19 protein-coding genes and 2 tRNA genes are annotated in these 17,800 nt (G+C 56.2%); 9 read left to right on the top strand and 12 right to left on the bottom strand.

Annotated elements, in window-relative coordinates:
* Positions 1 to 127 precede the first annotated feature (127 nt).
* The 3 genes from WBL42_RS03720 to WBL42_RS03710 form a co-directional block, all read right to left on the bottom strand.
* A complete protein-coding gene (locus WBL42_RS03720) occupies positions 128 to 907 on the bottom strand; it encodes a tyrosine-type recombinase/integrase (protein ID WP_424719920.1) in 780 nt (259 codons plus the stop codon).
* Positions 908 to 1,429: 522 nt separating this feature from the next.
* Positions 1,430 to 1,504, bottom strand: a tRNA-Glu gene (locus WBL42_RS03715).
* Between the two features lie 197 nt (positions 1,505 to 1,701).
* Positions 1,702 to 2,277, bottom strand: coding sequence for a methyltransferase family protein (locus tag WBL42_RS03710; protein ID WP_424719919.1), 576 nt, complete (start codon positions 2,275 to 2,277; stop codon positions 1,702 to 1,704).
* Between the two features lie 361 nt (positions 2,278 to 2,638).
* Here WBL42_RS03710 and WBL42_RS03705 point away from each other — a divergent pair, with 361 nt between their 5' ends.
* Entirely contained in the window at positions 2,639 to 3,751 is a 1,113-nt protein-coding gene (locus WBL42_RS03705; RefSeq protein WP_424719918.1) for an OBG GTPase family GTP-binding protein, read from the top strand.
* A 144-nt stretch (positions 3,752 to 3,895) separates the two neighbouring features.
* On the opposite strand, the gene WBL42_RS03700 is transcribed toward WBL42_RS03705, so the two are convergent.
* Positions 3,896 to 5,014 carry a tRNA (guanine(10)-N(2))-dimethyltransferase gene (locus tag WBL42_RS03700; RefSeq protein ID WP_424719917.1) on the bottom strand — a complete coding sequence of 373 codons (1,119 nt, stop codon included), beginning with the start codon at positions 5,012 to 5,014 and terminating at the stop codon, positions 3,896 to 3,898.
* Positions 5,015 to 5,075: 61 nt separating this feature from the next.
* On the opposite strand from WBL42_RS03700, the gene WBL42_RS03695 reads away from it, so the two are divergent.
* From WBL42_RS03695 to WBL42_RS03685, 3 genes are all read left to right on the top strand, one after another.
* Positions 5,076 to 5,150, top strand: a tRNA-Arg gene (locus WBL42_RS03695).
* A 54-nt stretch (positions 5,151 to 5,204) separates the two neighbouring features.
* Positions 5,205 to 6,047 (top strand): geranylgeranylglycerol-phosphate geranylgeranyltransferase, encoded by an 843-nt coding sequence (locus WBL42_RS03690; RefSeq protein ID WP_424719916.1) that lies wholly within the window; start codon positions 5,205 to 5,207, stop codon positions 6,045 to 6,047.
* 94 nt (positions 6,048 to 6,141) lie between these two features.
* Positions 6,142 to 6,555 carry a polymer-forming cytoskeletal protein gene (locus WBL42_RS03685; RefSeq protein WP_424719915.1) on the top strand — a complete coding sequence of 138 codons (414 nt, stop codon included), beginning with the start codon at positions 6,142 to 6,144 and terminating at the stop codon, positions 6,553 to 6,555.
* On the opposite strand, the gene WBL42_RS03680 is transcribed toward WBL42_RS03685, so the two are convergent.
* The 4 genes from WBL42_RS03680 to WBL42_RS03665 are packed head-to-tail and all read right to left on the bottom strand — an operon-like array spanning position 6,520 to position 10,066.
* On the bottom strand, positions 6,520 to 7,221 hold the full coding sequence (locus WBL42_RS03680) for a DUF116 domain-containing protein (RefSeq protein ID WP_424719914.1): 702 nt from the start codon (positions 7,219 to 7,221) through the stop codon (positions 6,520 to 6,522). The two genes, WBL42_RS03685 and WBL42_RS03680, sit on opposite strands and share 36 nt — an antisense overlap.
* A gap of 25 nt (positions 7,222 to 7,246) precedes the next feature.
* Positions 7,247 to 8,299, bottom strand: coding sequence for an S-methyl-5-thioribose-1-phosphate isomerase (gene mtnA, locus WBL42_RS03675; RefSeq protein WP_424719913.1), 1,053 nt, complete (start codon positions 8,297 to 8,299; stop codon positions 7,247 to 7,249).
* A complete protein-coding gene (locus WBL42_RS03670) occupies positions 8,296 to 9,576 on the bottom strand; it encodes an FAD-dependent oxidoreductase (RefSeq protein ID WP_424719912.1) in 1,281 nt (426 codons plus the stop codon). Before WBL42_RS03670 ends, mtnA begins: the two co-directional genes overlap by 4 nt.
* On the bottom strand, positions 9,569 to 10,066 hold the full coding sequence (locus WBL42_RS03665; RefSeq protein WP_424719911.1) for a gamma carbonic anhydrase family protein: 498 nt from the start codon (positions 10,064 to 10,066) through the stop codon (positions 9,569 to 9,571). Before WBL42_RS03665 ends, WBL42_RS03670 begins: the two co-directional genes overlap by 8 nt.
* A gap of 30 nt (positions 10,067 to 10,096) precedes the next feature.
* Here WBL42_RS03665 and WBL42_RS03660 point away from each other — a divergent pair, with 30 nt between their 5' ends.
* Positions 10,097 to 10,555, top strand: a complete 459-nt coding sequence (locus WBL42_RS03660) for a phosphopantetheine adenylyltransferase (protein ID WP_424719910.1) — start codon at positions 10,097 to 10,099, stop codon at positions 10,553 to 10,555.
* A 436-nt stretch (positions 10,556 to 10,991) separates the two neighbouring features.
* Here WBL42_RS03660 and pyrI read toward each other — a convergent pair whose 3' ends face one another.
* Entirely contained in the window at positions 10,992 to 11,468 is a 477-nt protein-coding gene (gene pyrI, locus WBL42_RS03655) for an aspartate carbamoyltransferase regulatory subunit (protein WP_424719909.1), read from the bottom strand.
* Positions 11,465 to 12,361: an aspartate carbamoyltransferase gene (gene pyrB, locus WBL42_RS03650; RefSeq protein WP_424719921.1), complete on the bottom strand. Its 897-nt coding sequence runs from the start codon at positions 12,359 to 12,361 to the stop codon at positions 11,465 to 11,467. Before pyrB ends, pyrI begins: the two co-directional genes overlap by 4 nt.
* Positions 12,362 to 12,536: 175 nt before the next feature.
* Here pyrB and WBL42_RS03645 point away from each other — a divergent pair, with 175 nt between their 5' ends.
* The 3 genes from WBL42_RS03645 to WBL42_RS03635 are packed head-to-tail and all read left to right on the top strand — an operon-like array spanning position 12,537 to position 16,012.
* Positions 12,537 to 13,631, top strand: a complete 1,095-nt coding sequence (locus tag WBL42_RS03645; RefSeq protein WP_424719908.1) for a DegT/DnrJ/EryC1/StrS family aminotransferase — start codon at positions 12,537 to 12,539, stop codon at positions 13,629 to 13,631.
* A gap of 1 nt (position 13,632) precedes the next feature.
* A complete protein-coding gene (locus tag WBL42_RS03640; protein ID WP_424719907.1) occupies positions 13,633 to 14,535 on the top strand; it encodes a Gfo/Idh/MocA family oxidoreductase in 903 nt (300 codons plus the stop codon).
* Positions 14,536 to 14,584: 49 nt separating this feature from the next.
* Entirely contained in the window at positions 14,585 to 16,012 is a 1,428-nt protein-coding gene (locus tag WBL42_RS03635) for a nucleotide sugar dehydrogenase (protein ID WP_424719906.1), read from the top strand.
* A gap of 81 nt (positions 16,013 to 16,093) precedes the next feature.
* Here WBL42_RS03635 and WBL42_RS03630 read toward each other — a convergent pair whose 3' ends face one another.
* Both WBL42_RS03630 and WBL42_RS03625 read right to left on the bottom strand, forming a co-directional pair.
* Entirely contained in the window at positions 16,094 to 16,432 is a 339-nt protein-coding gene (locus WBL42_RS03630; protein ID WP_424719905.1) for a hypothetical protein, read from the bottom strand.
* Positions 16,433 to 16,470: 38 nt separating this feature from the next.
* Positions 16,471 to 16,596 (bottom strand): hypothetical protein, encoded by a 126-nt coding sequence (locus tag WBL42_RS03625; protein ID WP_424719904.1) that lies wholly within the window; start codon positions 16,594 to 16,596, stop codon positions 16,471 to 16,473.
* A 682-nt stretch (positions 16,597 to 17,278) separates the two neighbouring features.
* Between WBL42_RS03625 and WBL42_RS03620 the strand changes: the two genes are divergently transcribed.
* The coding region (locus tag WBL42_RS03620) for an AAA family ATPase (RefSeq protein ID WP_424719903.1) at positions 17,279 to 17,800 on the top strand (522 nt) is incomplete at its 3' end.

Raw genomic sequence — 17,800 nt, 5'->3', positions numbered from 1 at the left:
TTGAAAACACAGCTAAAGACGACCGCAAACGAGATTTCAACAAACCTCGGATGGGACGTAGAAAAAAGTCAAAAGGAACTCCCAGATCTGTCTAAAATCTTAGAAAAATATCTTGAGAAAAAGAAATCTACCCCGGGATTGAGGTAGTTCTCCGGACCATCTCTATAATTTTTGCAAATTCCGGTGTCTTCTCTATTTTCAGCATGATCTGTTCCAGCGACAGGTCCATCTCTTCCGTCAGGGGTTTGAAACATACCGAGCAGAACTGGTCAGTTGGGGCATTGACTGACGAGCAGTAGGGGCACTGCCGGGGCTCCATAGCACGTTGCTTCTTCTCATCTTTCCGTTTGATCCCTTGTTTTGCAAGAATCTCATTATCAACGTCAGTATCCGAGAGATGACAGTACGTTTCGAACATCCCCGTGTGGAGATTTCCCCACATCACTTTTTTGATAATCGTCTCGTTATATCCCTGCTGCACCATGGTCGTGATTCTCGAATGTCTGAACAAATGCGGCGTGATTCTTTTCTTAAGACCGGCGCGCGCTGCGATCTTTTTCAGCTGCAATGCGATTCCTTCGTACCGAAGTGGGAGGTTTTTCCGTGATGTAAAGACCAGACCGTCGGATGCAATAGCGTACGGGTAATCATTTCGCCATTGGATAAAATACGGCGTCGCAGCGACGAGGCGGACGTACCTTGGTCGTTCCGTTTTTTTGTCGACGTTAATGATTATTCCATAATCATCGATTTTTACCTGGGACCACGTAAGCGTTCCAATTTCCTCGATCCGAAATCCCCCCTCATACAACGTCGCGATCAGCGCCCTGTCCCGGGAGCTCATGCACGCATTGATCATCGCCCGGACTTCATCTTCGTCCAACATCATCTCGGCAGTTTTTGTCATTTTGTCAGTCCGGGGCACCAATATCTGCGATACAGCTTCTTTCGGAATAGCAGAATACTGATGCATGATTAACCACCGGTAAAATCGTTTTATGAAGTTGAGAAAATCTCTCTGAGTATTTGTTTTGTAGGGCCGGCCGTTTATCTTCACGATTCTTAAATTGTTGATCCCATTATAGAGATCGGTAAGGGTATTCGTCCGAAAGGGTCCGAGGAAGCGTCGCCAGCTCACGAGGGTAAAGATGATCTTGTTTGCCCTACCGGTGCTGATTCCCCGTGTAGCTTTCAACTCCACGATGAATGCCCTGATCAGCTGAGCATCTTCTCGAGTGAGTTGGTTCCTAGTCACAGCATCGTCAATAGAATGATCCGCATACTCCGGTTTCTGGCAGTGGAATGCCCGGTCTCGGCTGGTAGGTGCTGGATCAATTCCTTTTCTCATTGCACCGGCGAGGTCATTGCTGATATGGTTAAACCTGTTGCCGTTTTCCGGTTGTTGAGAGATTCTGGTCTGAAAACAGGATGCTGCTATGGGGATTCGAACCCCAGTCGCGAGCGTGAGAGGCTCGCATGATTGGCCGGACTACACTATAGCAGCAGAGTTGCTCAATAAAATGGGTGATGAGTTTACTTATAGTTTTTTACGGGAGCATTCCATCCAGTCCGAGAGGGCTGGTCTTCAGGGGATATTTCCGCAAAGAACGCTTACACGGGATCAGCGAGGACTCCCGAAGAGCCCGGAGATTACCTTTGCTTCCTGCAAGAACATCTCTTTCATGGTGAGTGTGCTGTTGTTCACACAACCCAGGGAATAATCGCAGCCCTCACATCCCGTTTGTACTGCAGGTATTCCCGGCCGAATTTTTCGAGGAGGATCTCCTCCTCGGCATGTATCTTGACCCCGATCGAGGCGATACCGATAACAAGGGCGACGAACGCGGGCAGCTCACCGATGGCGATTGCGGCTCCAGCAAACGCTATGAGAATCCCGGTGTACATCGGGTTCCGCACGACCCGGTACGGGCCTGTGATGATGAGCCGGTGGCCGGCCTTTATCATGACCATGCTGCTCCAGTATTTGCCGAGGTGATGCCGTGCCCATGCAGAAAACCCGAGCCCGGCAATGGTGAGGATGATCCCGATAATGCCGGCGAGAGACGAATCCGGGACCACACGGATGGCCAGCACGTCGGGTTCAAACCCGGCTATGAGAATAACGAGGGCCACGGCGAGGAGTGCGACAATGAATGAGTGCCGGATATACAGGGACGATTTCCGTTCTGCCGGGAGCTCTTTGCGGAATGTCGGGAGGAAGAGGAAGACCATGAAGACGATCCATAACGCGGCAATGATCTGGAGGTATGTCTGCATGGTTTCCGGTCTCCTGTATTCCATTTTGTCAGGACAGTTACCATCTGGGCCGGACGGGTGTGCGGTCCCCGTGTTCCGTGCACAACAATCTACGGTCCGGGTGTGAACAGCATGTCTTTGTCTTCTCGTCTTTTGTCGCCGGTCGGCAATAAGGTTTCTCCGGTGTGTGCGGACCGGTAACTCCCTGAGTAGTCTTTAATGGGGTGGGATCCTTCGGATTCCTCCCGGATATCCATGTCTTCCGGATCCTGGTACTGCTCCGGAAGTGCTGGAAGCATCCCGGTGATCACCGGTGCTCTCTTCCGAAGTTGCCCGTCGTTATAAACAACTATATCTCGGACGTGCTGCGAGTAATATAGGAATGAGTAGTCTTGAAGAACAGATCAAGGAGCTCGAAGACGAGCTCGTCAAAACCCCGTATAACAAGGCTACGTCAAAGCATATCGGCAGAATCAAGGCAAAGATAGCCCGGCTCCGCGACGAAGCAGTCAACCGCGCGATGAAAGCCGGCGGGGGCGGTGAAGGTTACCAGGTCAAGAAGTCCGGCGACGCAACCGCAGTCCTCGTCGGGTTCCCTTCAACCGGTAAAAGTACGCTCCTCAACAAACTCACCGGCACCGCGAGCGCGGTCGCCGCATACGCGTTCACCACCCTCACGGTAGTCCCCGGTGCACTCGAGCACAAGGGAGCGAGGATCCAGATTCTCGATATCCCGGGGCTCATTGCCGGCGCAGCGATGGGCAAGGGCCGGGGCAAGGAAGTCATCGCGGTCGTCCGGGGTGCTGATATCATTATTATTCTCGTGGATGTCTTCAACGAGCGACATTTTGATGTGCTCCTCAAGGAACTCCATGATGCCGGGATCCGGATCAACGTCCCCAAGCCGGATATCACCCTCAAGAAATCCTCGGTGGGTGGCATACGGCTCAACGCCGTTGGTACCCTCGATCTCGATATCGAGGAAGTCCGGTCCATCCTTGCCGAGAGCAAGATGATGAATGCCGAAATCCTGATCCGCGGGAACGCTACGCAGGACGATCTGATCGATGCAGTGCAGGGCAACCGCGTCTATATCCCCGCCTTCATCGCGGTCAACAAGGTGGACCTCGTGGATAAGGAACGGTATCTTGAGATCGAGCACGATATTGCCGACCGGTTCGGCAGCCAGCCGATCATGATCTCAGCAGCAGCGGGCTATCACACCGAGGAACTCAAGGATGCGATCTACGACAGCCTCGGGTTCATGCGGGTCTACTTAAAACCCGTTGGTGAAGAGGCTGACCTCGAAGAGCCGCTGATCGTCCGGAGGAAGAGCACGGTTGAAGACGTTTGCAATAAGCTCCACCGGGAGTTCGTGCAAAAATTCCGGTACGCAAGGATCTGGGGAAAGTCAGTCAAGCACCCTGGCCAAAGGGTTGGGTTGACCCACAAACTCATTGACGGCGACCTGCTCACGATCATCGTCGAGCATTAGGCCCGGACACTTTTTTCAATGTTTTTTTAACTGTATTGCATGCGCCAATCCTAATCACAAAGATCAGGATTCCCCCGGGATCGTACAGGAACCGGGTGAATAAAGGCGAGCCTCAGCCTCCTTGTGGAATAACGAATACCTGACCTATGATCGGGTGCCGATTGCATCGAGAATGACCGGCAGCGGCGCTTCGGTCTTGATCCCATAGCCCGAGAAATGGGTGCGGGTCGCAGGGTACCCTGCCTCACAGATCCGGTTGAGTACCACAGCGATGTTGGGGGGTGAACAGCCCAGCCGTTTTGCGAGCACGTGATAATCGTAATGGCTCGAGGTGGGCAGTTCCCCGCCGCAGAGGTCCAGCAGTTTCGTGATCTCTTTTGCTGATCCCGGTTCTGTGGTCGTCAACCGCTGCTGCAGATTGGCCAGTATATTCCCGCTATGGAGTTGGCCAAGCCAGAGGGGCCCGATGGGCTGGAGTCTCTCCCCGCAGTGCGGGCAGGTGAGGGTGGACGGGAACATTGAGCGCTCCTCCTCGCGGTACGGGCATTTCCGGCACTGGTGGACGAACCCGAGCCGGGCAAGAGAGTCATCTGCCGCCGTGGTCCCGCGCAGGAGACGGGTGTGGAGCCGGAAGAAATGCTCGCGGGCATAGCAGAAGACCGGTTCGACTCCCCGGTCATAGCGTGCAGTGGCCCGGACTACGAACCCGAGCAGGATGCGGAGACCGACCTCGCTGTGGTACTCGGTATTCATCGGGAACGCGTTGTACCGCCTGATCCCGGCCTTGAGGTGAGCACCGCAGAGTGGTGCCGTATCCGTTGCTGTGACGAACAGGAACCGGCGTGTCCCCTTTACGCCCGCATCGATGAACGGCGCCGGTGTCCCGAACGGGTCCAGGTCGACTGCATCGAAGGACTGTTCCGACAGGAGTGCGTTCACATCCCGCTGGACAACGGTGACCGGTAATCCCGATCTTTCCACATTGCGGGTGATCAGCTCGATTGCCACCGGATCGCGATCGCTGATCGTTACGGGTATCCCGCACTCGTTGGCTACCCGGAGGCCACGGATACCGGTTGCACCCATTGCATCAAGGTAATCGGACGGTTCGAGGAGCGGGAGGAGGAGGATTGTGATGTCCCGGTTCAGGTGCATCCTGCGGTTGAAGAAGATGGGGGCGGATCCCGGCGGGAACTGGGCCCTGTCATCCTGGACAGGGACGAGGAACGATGTCGTTCCTTCCCGTGTCTCGATGAGATCCATGGTGCCAGAGATGTTCCACCGCGCAAAACTTATACATATTCCCCCGCAATGGATATGGGCAGGGCGAGTGGCTTAGCCCGGACATAGCGTCAGCCTCCTAAGCTGAATGCCGGGGGTTCAAATCCCCCCTCGCCCGTTCAAACGCACTTTTCGCGCATTTTATGTGCCGGATGATCAGAGTGTAATTCACATGACCGCTGCAGGTTTTTTCCGGATCACACGTCCCGTCAATGCGGTTGTTGCCGGTATTGCAGCCGTTATCGCGTATCTTGTTGCCACCGGAACGCTCGTTCCGGAAGTTATCCTCCTGCTCGTGATCGTCACCTCCATCACGGCGGCAGGAAATGTCATCAACGATTATTTTGACGCAGATATCGATGCGGTCAACTGCCCGGAGCGCCCGATCCCGTCAGGCCGGATCACCCGCCAGGCAGCATTATTGTATGCAGCCTTCCTCTTCCTTGCCGGGATCGCCCTCAGCATATACACAACTCCGATCTGCATCGGGTTTGCAGTCTTCAACTCCCTGCTGCTCGTGCTCTATGCCGCCCGCCTGAAAGGTATGCCCCTGGTCGGGAATATCGCCGTGGCCTACCTGTCCGGCAGCATGTTTCTTTTCGGCGGGGCATTTGCCGGGTATGCCGGGCTCGTCCACCTGCTCCCCCTTGCGGCGATCACCTTCCTTGCCACCATGGCCCGTGAGCTCCTGAAGGACGCAGAGGATGTGGACGGCGATGCCTCGGGTGGGGCGTCAACACTCCCGATATGGATCGGCGTCAGGAAGACCGCGTACTGTGCGTTTGCATTTGCGGCACTTTCCGCAGCTGCCAGTATCATCCCATTCTGGTGGTGGGGTGCCCCGTACCTTGTGATGATTGGCATAGTTGATCTTATCATCCTGGTTGCCGCATACCGGGCCCTGTCCTGTGATATCCCAGCCTGCATCCGGAAATCCGGTGCCTCCGGCCTCCTGAAATACGGCATGTTCGCCTCCCTTATCGTCTTCACCGTTTCTGCCGTGTTCCTTACCTGAAAGCCCTGCCTGAAGGTCGATCCCCGATTCCGGGCCGGTTCGTCAGAGCAACAGGTTTATCATCGCTATCGCCAACAGTTACCATCAGAGACCAATGCCCACGCTCATCCAGAAAGGGAATACGTATTATGCCCAGAAGGGCTCGTATTTTGAAGGGAACGTCAAAGTCGACGGTGACTTTGTGGTTCCATCCCGGACGCATTTCTGGGGCAGGCTTACCGTCACCGGCAACCTCGAGCTCGGCCCCCGCTCCAGTGTGGCCCTCGATATCAGCTGCTGGGGGGCAGTGATCGGCAGCCAGTGCAGGGTCAAGGGCCCGATCGTTGCCCACGGAGATGTTACCATCCTCGACCATGCGAGCGTCCATTCGATCCGTGCCGGCGGGAAGGTCATCCTCCGCCCCGGCGTTACTGTCGGGGATGTCACGAGCGGGGACACGATTATTGTTCACGGGCATATCAGGAGCGGGAACCTAGTTGGCAAGAATATGAAGGTCCTCGGGAATTGAGGCAGGATCGATCCCGAGGACAGCCACTTCGTAAATATCCGCCCAGTTGACCACGGTCTCAACGCAGCCTTCTTTCAGGGTCACGACCCCCATCACGACAAGTCCCAACTTGTCGGCCATGTCAATGCCCTCTTTCACCTCAGCAAGGCACCCGACACCCATGATCGCCTTCGGCCTGTATTTTTTGACCATCCGTTTGATGAAGGACGATCCCGGCACAATGAAGATCCTGTACCCGAGCCGTTCGAGCATTCCTTTTGCTTCGCCAACCGTGCACCGCCCGCAGTTCTGGCACCTGAGGCCTTCCGGTGTCAGGTGGGCGGGGCACTGGGATGACCGCAGGCACTGAGGCATGAAGATCGCCCGCTCCGGAACCGGGATCCGGGTGAATTCGGCAGTATTCATGGAGTTGTGGAGCATGATCAGGAATGTGAACAGTTCCCTGTCCTCGAGGCCGAAGAACCGGAACATCGCTTTCATCAGGCCTTCGAGGAGGACGAGGCCGGTTTTTAAGACCCGGGGGAAATAGAGCCTGCCTTTCCGGATGGAATAGAGCGAGATGACGACGAGAATAAATGCGGAGACCACTGCAAGTACGATGATGATGACGGTCAGTTCTCCGATGAGATACAGCAGGCTGTTCAGGGTCCCGAAGTCAAGTTCCATGATGGAGCGTCCTATGGTGTGAGCATTATTTGGTATTCGTACAGGTTAATAATGACGGGATATCGGGCGGGGGCCGCAGAACACCCTTTTCCGTGATGATGGCGCTGACCAGATCCATGGGGGTGGCATCGAACGCAGGATTCTTCACGGCTGCTGCATCCGGGACAAATATCCGGTTCCCCATGGTCGTGATCTCTTCCCGGCCCCTCTCCTCGATCACGACATCCAGCTCCCGGCTCTTCCCGTCAAACGTGGAGAGCGGGGCAGCGACATAGAACGGGATACCATGGTGCTTCGCACAGACGGCGTGCATATATGTCCCGATTTTGTTGAAGACCGCATCGCACGTGATCCGGTCGGCTCCGACAATTACCGCATCGATTGCTCCTTTTCTCATGAACTGGGCGGCCATGGAATCGGTGATCACCGTGACATCGATCCCGTCCCGGGCCAGTTCCCATGCCGTGAGGCGTGCCCCCTGGAGGAGCGGGCGTGTCTCGCACGCTATGACCCGGACCTGTTTGCCGGCCTTTACTGCGGAGCGGATCACGCCAAGCGCAGTGCCCCACGATGAACATGCGAGAGCTCCTGCATTGCAATGCGTGAGGACCGTGCAGCTCTCTGGCAGGAGTTCTGCGCCATAGTGCCCGATCGCGTGGCAGCAGGCAGTATCCTCGCGGCGGATTGTTTCGGCCTCATCAAGAGCAAGCTTCCGGGCCTGGTCCATATTTTCGGTCTTCCCGACTACTGCAAGGACCCGGTCGATTCCCCATGCAAGGTTAATAGCGGTCGGGCGGGTGGACCTGAGGAGTTCGGCTCCCGTTCGCACATCGTCGAGGAATTGTTCCCTGCTCGTGGCGGCAGACGTCATTGCAGCAAGGGCGACACCATAGGCCCCGGCGACACCCAGCGCAGGTGCACCCCGGATTTCGAGGCGCCGGATCGCGGTCGCGAGCCGGCCGGTGTCCCGGCATCCGATAACCACGAACTCGTTCGGGAGCAGGGTCTGTTCGATATAACAGAGGCATCCGGCCCCGGCGTCCCACCAGAGCGTGGCTGATCCGTCCTGCCCTTTCACGCCGATCGCGTCCTTACTGCATCGATATATGCCCGGATCGCTGCCGATCCTCCGGAGGCGACACTGTCCGGGATGTCCCGGGGGGCGGTGACCGTCCCGGCAACATAGATCCCCGGGCGGATAGTCCCGGCAGTGTCAAGTGCATCGTTGAGGGGCCTGATGAAACCGGTATCCTCGCAGGGGATCGCCAGCATCTCCGCGAGCCTCCCGGCAGCATCCGATGGTCCGATCCCCACGGAGAGCACGACCAGTTCCGGCCTGAGTGTGAGGAGTTGTGACGTTTCCGAATCCTCAACCTGGACGATCATGCCGTTCCTGTCGGCGAGCACATCCGAGGGCATACCGCGGAGGAACCTGACCCCGAGGGACTTTGCCCGTTCGTAATACTCCTCGTAGCCCTTGCCATAGGAACGGATGTCGATGTAGCAGATGATCACCTCCGTATCGGAGTTCTTCTCCTTAATGAGCATCCCGTTCTTCAGCGCCTGCATGCAGCAGACACAGGAGCAGTACGGGCGATCGATCGTCATGTCGCGGGACCCCACGCACTGGATGAAGAGGATCGAATGCGGTTTCTTCCCGTTGCTGATCCGCAGGACTTTCCCGCCGGTCGGGCCGCTGGCATTGATCATCCGCTCGAGCTCGAGGCTGGTGATCACGTCAGGCCGGGCCAGGTACCCGAACTGCGGCTTGGTCCGGGCATCGAACACCGAGTATCCCGTAGTGATGACGACACTGGCCGCTTCGATGACAGTGACGCGATCTTCGTCCCTGCGCAGGATCGAGCCCGGCCCGCAAGCCTCGTAACAGAGCCCGCATTCGATGCAGTGATCCGGGTCTTTCACTACCACATCCGGGACTGCCTGGGCGTGGGGCTTATAAATCGCTTTCCTCACGCCGACACCGGCATCGAACCGGTTGTATACTTCCACCGGGCAGATCTCGATGCAATCCCCGCAGCCGGTACACGTTGTGGTATCGATATACCGTGGGGATTCCTTCACGGTGACATGGAAATTCCCGGCTTGGCCTTCAATCTTTTCGACATTCGCGCAGGTGTGAATGGTGATATTGGGATCGCGGGCCACGTCCACCATCTTCGGCGAAAGGATGCACATCGAGCAGTCGTTGGTCGGGAACGTCTTGTCCAGTTGGGCCATGTGCCCGCCGATTGAGGGCTCCCGCTCGACCAGGTCTACATGGATGCCGTGCCCGGCAATGTCCAGTGCCGCCTGAATGCCGGCGACACCGGCGCCAATGACCACAACGTTACCCATGGCGTGCATACTCTCCCGCGAGCGTCACGTATGAGGCTGCATTCTCAAGGATATGCTGCTGCTGCTCATCGCTCGCCGGCTTGACGACCTTGCCGGGAATACCGACAACAATGGATCCTTCCGGGACCACCATGCCTTCTTTGACAACGGCACCGGCGCCGATCACGGATCCCGCACCTACATGGGCACCATTGAGCACGATTGCGCCCATGCCGACGAGCACCCGGTCATCGATCCGGCACCCGTGAAGGATCGCCCCGTGCCCTACGGACACGTCCTGCCCGATCAGCGTCGGGAACCCCCTGCTCGTATGGACAACGCAGTTGTCCTGGATATTCGAGCGGTCGCCGATCACGATCCGATCCTTGTCGGCCCGGATCACGGCCCCGAACCAGATCCCCACATCTTTGCCGATCGTGACATCGCCCATGATTGTGGCATTGCCTGCCCGGAACAACGCCACGCCGGAGACCCCTGCATCCATACGCATAATAACATAGGAAATTAAGAATCAAAGAGCATGAAGGTTATGGTAGGGGGAACCTTCGATCCCCTGCATGACGGTCACCGGCAGTTGCTGGGCCGCTCGTTCGAGCTCGCAGGGCCGGCAGGCCAGGTGGTGATCGGCCTTACCACCGATACATTCGCAAGCCGGAAAGTGCACCCCATCCGGCCGTTTGCAGTACGTAAGGCAGAGCTCGAAACTGCTATCACTGCAATAGGGTACAACGTGCCCTGGACCATAGAACCGCTGAATGACCGGTATGGTTCGGCTATCGAATCCGACTTTGACGCGATTGTAGTGTCCGAGGAAACCCTTCCTGCCGCTGTCGAGATCAACAAGATCCGGCGCGGGGCCGGGAGAAGAAAAGTTGACATCCACCAGATCAGCTGCGTCCTTGCCGAAGACGGCCGCTGGATCTCCAGCACCCGTATCTACCGGGGCGAGATCGATATCCACGGGCATATGCTCCACTGAAATCCATTCTGGCGACTGACAGGCATTCTTCGAATTGAAATTTGTGATCAGTAGAACTCCTTTAGGCACTGAATAATTCCTTTTAATCGATGTTCAGATTGTAAATCGATCCGAAGGTCCGCGAAGAAGCGCTCTATAATTTGCGAGTGTACCCACCCCTACGGGGGTCGCTCGGGCGCCTCGGTTTGGCCCTCGCCGGGCAAGGCGGTTAACCGGAATTTTTAAATAAGGGGGGTCAAGGGGTGCTCCCCTTGGGCTGCCTCCCCCTCTGGGGGAGAGAGGGGGTCCCCCTCATTGCTGCCACTGATGATTTAACCCCGCAAAATCACAGGATATAATTCGAACAATCAGTCTCGTAATACGTTGGTCGGACTGTGTAGTGAAAGTATTATTTCCAACCCAACATGCGAATTAAAAAAGGAATTTCATACGCCAATCAGATGATATGTCCGGTGATATTGTCCCGTGTGATCACCCAGTCGCAGTACCGGCAATGCAGCCCTTTTGGCAGGACTTCGAATTTGCTCGTGATCGGCTCGTTGGTATTGGAAATGCAGCCGGGATTCGGGCACCGGACAAGCCCCTCGATCAGCGTCGGGATCTCGACTCCCTTCTTCTCGAATACCTTGAAATTCCTGATAATGTTGATCGTGGCCCGCGGGGAGATCAGGGCGATCCGGTCCACTTCCTCTTTTGAGAGCTCACGATTCGTCAGCTTTACGATATCCTTGCGCACCATGTCGTGGCTCGGGACATTGGTGGCAATGGAGAGCGCTTCCTGTGTCGTACCCGTAATCCCGAGGATCTTGACCACGTTGAGGGCCTGTCCGCCGTCAATATGGTCGATCACGGTGCCGTTCTTGATTCTTCTGACAAGCAGGCCCTCGTTCTCCTGCGATCCGGTAGTCTTCATTTCATCACCTGCATCAGCATCGCCATCCGGACCGGTACCCCGTTCCTCGACTGCTGGAAGTATTTTGCGTGCGGGGACTCATCCACCCGGGGATCGATCTCGTCGATGCGGGGGAGGGGGTGGAGGACGATAAGCCGCTTCTTTGCACCGGCCAGCAGTTCCGGTGTGATCCGGTAGCTGGAAGCCACGTTGAAGTACGAGGCGGAATCGGGGAAGCGCTCGCGCTGGATCCTCGTGACATAAAGGACATCCACGTCACCGATCACCTCGTCGATGGAGTCGTGCTCGGTAATCTCCATGCCCTTCTCCTTGAGCTGGGCGGCGAGTGTTGCAGGCAGTTCAAGGCCTTTTGGGGAGATGGTGTGGAGCCGGGCGTTGTAGAGGGAGAGCGCGGACGCCAGGGAGTGCGCTGTCCGGCCGTATCGGAGGTCGCCGACAAGTGCCACTTCAATCCCTTCCACCGGCATCGACTGGCGGATAGTGTAAAGGTCGAGGAGTGTCTGGGACGGGTGCTGGCCTGCCCCGTCACCGGCATTGATGACCGGGACTGTCGAAAACTCCGCGGCAAGCCGGGCCGCCCCCTCTTTTGGGTGCCGGATTACGATTGCATCGGCGTACCCGCTGACAACCCGGACCGTATCCGCGAGAGTCTCGCCCTTTGCCATGGAGCAGGCCTCGACACTGCCTACCGAGAGGGAGGTACCGCCGAGCCGGGCCATAGCGGACTCAAAGGACATCCGCGTCCGCGTGCTGGGCTCAAAGAAGAGGACGGCAAGGATCCTGCCGGCAAGCGCATTCGTATCGTACTTCTTCTTCTCGATCTGTGCCGCATGGTTCAGCAGGCTGTCGATCTCGTCCCGGTCAAAGTCCCCGATGGAAATGATATGCTGTATTTTTACTCCCCCCGGCTCGTTCGTAACGAGTATAGGTTTTCCTGCACTAATTACCTATCTTTTGCCCGTCCGCCCGGCTGGCGGCATTCCGCATCAAAGGTTTATGACAGGAATGCTATTATTGGATCATTACGCATTTTTTACCAAGCAGTTACAAGGTTTTGCGGAGGATTTTGTGGACCATATACCTATTGCGCGCCCGGTGATTGGCCAGGAAGAGATAGCAGCAGTGACCGCAGTACTTGAGTCCGGCATGCTGGCAGCCGGTGAACAGGTTGCAGAGTTCGAGCGGCGTTTTTCCGAGTACTGCGGCACAAGCTATGCAGTGGCCATCAATAATGGTACCGCAGCACTCCATGCCGCACTGCTTGCGGCAGGTATCCGTCACGGGGACGAGGTGATCGTCCCCGCGTTCTCATTCATTGCCACGGCCACGGCCGTTTCCATGTGCGGGGCAACTCCCGTATTTGCCGACGTATATGATGATACGTTCAACATCGATCCCCAACAGGTCGGGGACCGGGTTACCCCAAGGACGCGGGCAGTCATCGGGGTCCACCTCTTCGGGCAACCCTTCGACATCGGTGCAGTCCAGGAGATCTGCCAGAGACACAACCTGAAACTGATCGAGGATGCAGCACAGGCACACGGAGCCCTGTATAATCGTGGGAAAGTGGGGGGATTCGGGCACTTCGGCTGCTTCTCCTTCTATGCGACCAAGAATATGATCACCGGCGAAGGCGGGATGGTGACCACCAGTGATAAGGCCTCGGCTGAACGGCTGCGCCTGATCATCAACCATGGCCAGAGCGAGAAATACCTTCACACGAGGCTCGGGTATAACTACCGGATGACGGATATTGCGGCCGCCATCGGCATTGTCCAGTTGAAAAAACTGGAAAAATTCAACCAGCGCCGCAGGAAAAATGCCGAATATTATTCCGCGAATCTTGCGGTGGACGGGCTTGTCACGCCGGTCGTTGCCTCCGGGATGCAGCCGGTCTGGCACCAGTATGTCATCCGCCTCACGGAAGAGTTCCCGATGAACCGGGCGGAGTTCATGGATTACCTCAAGGCAAAAGGGATCGGGAGCGCGATCCATTACCCGATTCCCATGCACCGCCAGCCCCTGTATGCACCTGTACCTGACCCCGATCCCTGCCCGGTCTCCTCCCGCCTCGCAACTTCCGTCATGAGCCTGCCGGTCCATCCCCTGCTTGACCAGAAAGAGCTTGACTATATCTGTGATACGATCAACCGGGTACGATAACATGGATGTCGGCATCATCGGCATAGGGACCATGGGGAAGAACCACGTCCGCGTGTATTCCGAGCTGAAGAGCGTGGATTCTGTCGGGGTTTATGACCTGAATACCGGGGCAGCCAGAGAGATCGGGCAGCAGCATGGCGCGGAAGTCTACACTACGATTGACGAGCTGCTTGCCCATGCCGATGCAGTCAGTGTCTGCGTGCCGACCCCCTTTCACGCCGCAGTAGTCCGCCAGGTATTTGCAGCAAAAAGATCTGTCCTTATAGAAAAACCGATCTGCCCGACGGCACGGGAAGCGCAGGCGCTTATGCAGGAAGCCCCCCCCGGGATCACGATCGGCGTCGGACATATCGAGCGGTTCAACCCGATCGTAGCCGAGATCAGGAAGATCATGGGCACACCGGTCTATGTCGAGATGAAGAGGCACAACCCTGCCTCGGCACGGGTGACAGGAAGCACTGTGGTTGAAGATCTCATGATCCATGACATCGACATCCTCATCAGCCTCTGTGGCATGCCATCGGATATCCACAGTGCCGGCAGCCATGACGTTTGCAGCGTGCTGATGAAGTGCGGGAAGATCCCGGTCTCCCTGTCCGCGAGCAGGAAGTCCTCCAAGAAGATCCGTATGATCTACATCGAAGAGGAAGAGTTTACCATCGAGGGTGATTTCATGACCCAGGAGATCACAATCTACCGGAAACCGGGGCAATACCGGTTCGAGGCGGAGCGGTACGTGCAGGAGAATATCATCGAGAAGGTGATGGTGAACAAACTGGAACCCCTGAAACGCGAACTTTCAACCTTCATCGAGTGCGTGAGCGGGGGCACCCCCTTCCCGATCACACCGGACCAGGCGATCAGTAACCTGCAGATCTGCGAAACAATCCTTGCCGGTCTCTGACCGGACAGCAGACCGGATACGGACCAGACCTGCATAACGGAGCAATGAGATGCTTTCAGATGAGTTAAAAAAGAGAGGGCCGATCAGGAAGATCGGTGTCATTGGCATGGGATATGTCGGCATCCCGGCAGCGGCACTGTTTGCGGATTCGCCCGTATTTGAGAACGTATTCGGTTTCCAGCGCGATTCCCCTTCGTCAGGCTATAAGATCGCGATGCTCAACCGGGGCGAGAGCCCGCTGAAAGGCGAGGAACCGGGCCTCGAAGAACTCCTGCAGAAAGTGACTGCTGCGAAAAAATTCTCCTGCACCTCTGATTTTTCACGGATCCGTGAGCTTGATGCTGTAACCCTTTCCATCCAGACACCGTTCCTGAACAAGGAAGACCTGCTCCCGGACTTCTCGGCGCTCATGGAGGGCATCCGGCACGTGGGAAAGAACCTCTCCCCGGGCATGCTCGTTGTGCTCGAATCTACGATCACGCCGGGGACCACTACAGGCATTGCCCGTGAGGCCCTTGAATCTGAGTCGGGGCTCGAGGCCGGCACGGACTTCGCACTTGCCCATGCCCCGGAGCGGGTGATGGTAGGCCGGCTGCTGCGCAATATCCGGGAGCACGACCGGATCGTCGGGGGTATTGATGAGACAAGTACCCGGCGGGCATCTGAATTATACTCGCCTGTTCTCACGACGGGCAAGGTAATCCCGATGACTGCGACAGCGGCAGAGGTCACCAAGACCGCCGAGAACACTTTCCGCGACCTCCAGATCGCCGCGATCAACGAGCTCGCCCTCTACTGCGAGGCGATGGGCATCAATGTCTACGATGTCAGGACAGGCATCGACAGTCTCAAGGGTGAGGGGATCACCCGGGCAATGCTTTGGCCTGGCGCCGGTGTCGGCGGCCATTGCCTGACCAAGGACACCTACCACCTCGAGCGGGGCGTGCAGGTGCTGGGCAGAGGAACACTTGATTACCTTAAGGGAGAGCCCTCCCTCTACGTGCTCGCCCGGCACATCAACGACTTCATGCCCACCCACATGTTCAGGCTGACGCTCGACGCCCTGAAACGGGCCGGGCGAAAACCGAAGGGGGCAAAGATTGCCCTTCTCGGGTGGTCGTTTCTCTCGAACTCCGATGATACGCGGAACACGCCCTCGGAGCCGTACCGAGATGCCCTGATAGCGGAAGGGGCGCAGGTGGCGGTGCACGACCCGTATGTGGCCGAGTATCCCGGTGTTCCCATTGTTCCCTTTATTGAAGATGCCGTAAAGGAAGCCGATGCGATCGTGATCTTTGCCGGCCATCACCAGTATAAGAACCTGGATGCACCGTACCTCAGAAATCTCACCGGGAAGAGGCACCCGGTGATCGTTGACGGGCGGAATATGCTCGATCCGGATACGTATATCGGGCTTGGGTTCATCTACAAGGGAATCGGGCGCGGGGATAAGAACGGACATGCGGTTGTGGACTGACCACATATTTTTTCCTCTCTCTGCAATATGCCGGCTCGCAGGACCTCTTCTGGTCTCTCTGCCATATCCTTCCTGCATTACTTACGCTAATTCCGGCACGCTGTCCGACCACATCTCCACCCGTTTCCGTATGGCGTCGTCCGTATAGGACGAGACTGTGATCCGGTCACGGGCGAGACTGAGGAAATAGAGTTCCCCGCCTCCATCATGACATTTCAGGGTAACAGAGAAGAGATCGGCATCTTTGAGGTGTACGAGTCTCCCTCTATGGGAGGCGATGTTGGCCAGGTTCGAGATCATGGACGCGACACCGGTCTCGTATCCTTCGACTGAGTCGTACACTTCCGAGCCGGTACCCGCCTGTTTCCCGTTCACGTCAAGGTAGACGAATTTCGCTGTATACCGCTCGCGCACTGGCATGACGGGCTGGAAGACTCTCTTCCGGGCAAAGTACGAGGTCACCCGAGCGGGTTTTTGCTGCGGAGCGCCCGGACGACTGCGGAGAATGCCCCGATGTCCGGGAACGGGTATTTTAGCAAGTGCGTTGCGCTCTTTGTTCCGGGTTTCTGGCGGAAACGGGTCATGGTACTGGAGTTCCCCTGAGAATCCTATTCCGGCCGGTGAAATTTCACGGGCCACAGGGTGCCTGAGAAGGAGAATGAACGGGATGGATAAATCCTTGGTGGTCGTGCGGAGGGGAAGTGAGGGGGGGTCGCGTGGGTACAACATGCCGGACGATCCATTGCCCGGGAACCGGCAGGTTGTGCCTCCTGCGGCCGTATCCTTCGTCGGTGAATGGTAAGTTTCCGGAGGGTTTTCTGACCGCGTGATCCAACGGGCCTGGGCGCTGGAAATATGTTTGTACCCATGCGACCCCCCCAAACCCTCTCCGGATTTTTCGGAAAAATACGGAAATTTCACGTCAGTGATGTATCTGAATATGAAGGAATGTGGTTGAGGGGGGTCACGTGGGTACAAAGTGATCGCTAGGGAGTGGGGTCGAACCACCGGCAACTTCGAAATGATCTAGAGCGAGGGTTGCCGCCGCCCCCGCGGGGGCGCTCCAGCGGCGGCTCAATGACTTTTTCCGGGTTGCGTGCAGGTAATGAGTAGCGCAAAACCCGACGAGGCGTTTTGCGCGTAGGGCTATCGCAATCATCCGAAAACCCCAATTACTTATGGCAACATGAGAATGCGACAATTAAATAAAACCAGATCGCAATATCACATTAATATCACACTTGAGGGCTCGGCATGATTTCCCATTTGAAAATTGAGCATTTTAAATCAATTGAATCACTGGATATTGATTGCAACCAAATCAATATTTTTATTGGCGAGCCCAATACCGGAAAATCAAATATTCTTGAAGCGCTGGCACTTTTTACTTTTATGGATCAAATGTCGGCCACTCCCTTGTCGTCATATATCCGCTTTAAAGACCTCTCAAACCTGTTCACCGATGGGATCTTGGATCGTAATGTTATCCTCGAGATTAGGAAGCAGGATCTCAATAAGCCGATGGTATCTAATGCATTTGGTGAAGGAAAATATGAAGAAAGTATCGAAAAAATTACAATTAAACCCGAATCCGAATCCTATAAACTGACAGACCAGGTAAAAGACAATTCCAACTTTGTGAATAAATGGGATATGACTTTTGATTTTTCCGGAAATTCTCGTGGTGGTGGCGGCATTTTAGACTATCATTCTGGTATAAAATATTACATTTATAAGGAATTTTCAGAATACATTGATCTTACTTCGGACGCACTAAAACCTCCCTTC

This window comes from Methanoregula sp. (genome assembly GCF_049686655.1).
Taxonomy (GTDB): Archaea; Halobacteriota; Methanomicrobia; order Methanomicrobiales; family Methanospirillaceae; genus Methanoregula.
This window is presented reverse-complemented; position numbering and strand designations above follow the sequence as displayed.

Coding starts and splice junctions, on each gene's coding strand:
- WBL42_RS03720 (WP_424719920.1), bottom strand. CDS start 907: ATGACAAAAACTGCCGAGATGATGTTGGACGAAGATGAAGTCCGGGCG.
- WBL42_RS03710 (WP_424719919.1), bottom strand. CDS start 2,277: ATGCAGACATACCTCCAGATCATTGCCGCGTTATGGATCGTCTTCATG.
- WBL42_RS03705 (WP_424719918.1), top strand. CDS start 2,639: ATGAGTAGTCTTGAAGAACAGATCAAGGAGCTCGAAGACGAGCTCGTC.
- WBL42_RS03700 (WP_424719917.1), bottom strand. CDS start 5,014: ATGGATCTCATCGAGACACGGGAAGGAACGACATCGTTCCTCGTCCCT.
- WBL42_RS03690 (WP_424719916.1), top strand. CDS start 5,205: ATGACCGCTGCAGGTTTTTTCCGGATCACACGTCCCGTCAATGCGGTT.
- WBL42_RS03685 (WP_424719915.1), top strand. CDS start 6,142: ATGCCCACGCTCATCCAGAAAGGGAATACGTATTATGCCCAGAAGGGC.
- WBL42_RS03680 (WP_424719914.1), bottom strand. CDS start 7,221: ATGGAACTTGACTTCGGGACCCTGAACAGCCTGCTGTATCTCATCGGA.
- WBL42_RS03670 (WP_424719912.1), bottom strand. CDS start 9,576: ATGGGTAACGTTGTGGTCATTGGCGCCGGTGTCGCCGGCATTCAGGCG.
- WBL42_RS03665 (WP_424719911.1), bottom strand. CDS start 10,066: ATGCGTATGGATGCAGGGGTCTCCGGCGTGGCGTTGTTCCGGGCAGGC.
- WBL42_RS03660 (WP_424719910.1), top strand. CDS start 10,097: ATGAAGGTTATGGTAGGGGGAACCTTCGATCCCCTGCATGACGGTCAC.
- pyrI (WP_424719909.1), bottom strand. CDS start 11,468: ATGAAGACTACCGGATCGCAGGAGAACGAGGGCCTGCTTGTCAGAAGA.
- WBL42_RS03640 (WP_424719907.1), top strand. CDS start 13,633: ATGGATGTCGGCATCATCGGCATAGGGACCATGGGGAAGAACCACGTC.
- WBL42_RS03635 (WP_424719906.1), top strand. CDS start 14,585: ATGCTTTCAGATGAGTTAAAAAAGAGAGGGCCGATCAGGAAGATCGGT.
- WBL42_RS03630 (WP_424719905.1), bottom strand. CDS start 16,432: ATGCCAGTGCGCGAGCGGTATACAGCGAAATTCGTCTACCTTGACGTG.
- WBL42_RS03625 (WP_424719904.1), bottom strand. CDS start 16,596: ATGACCCGTTTCCGCCAGAAACCCGGAACAAAGAGCGCAACGCACTTG.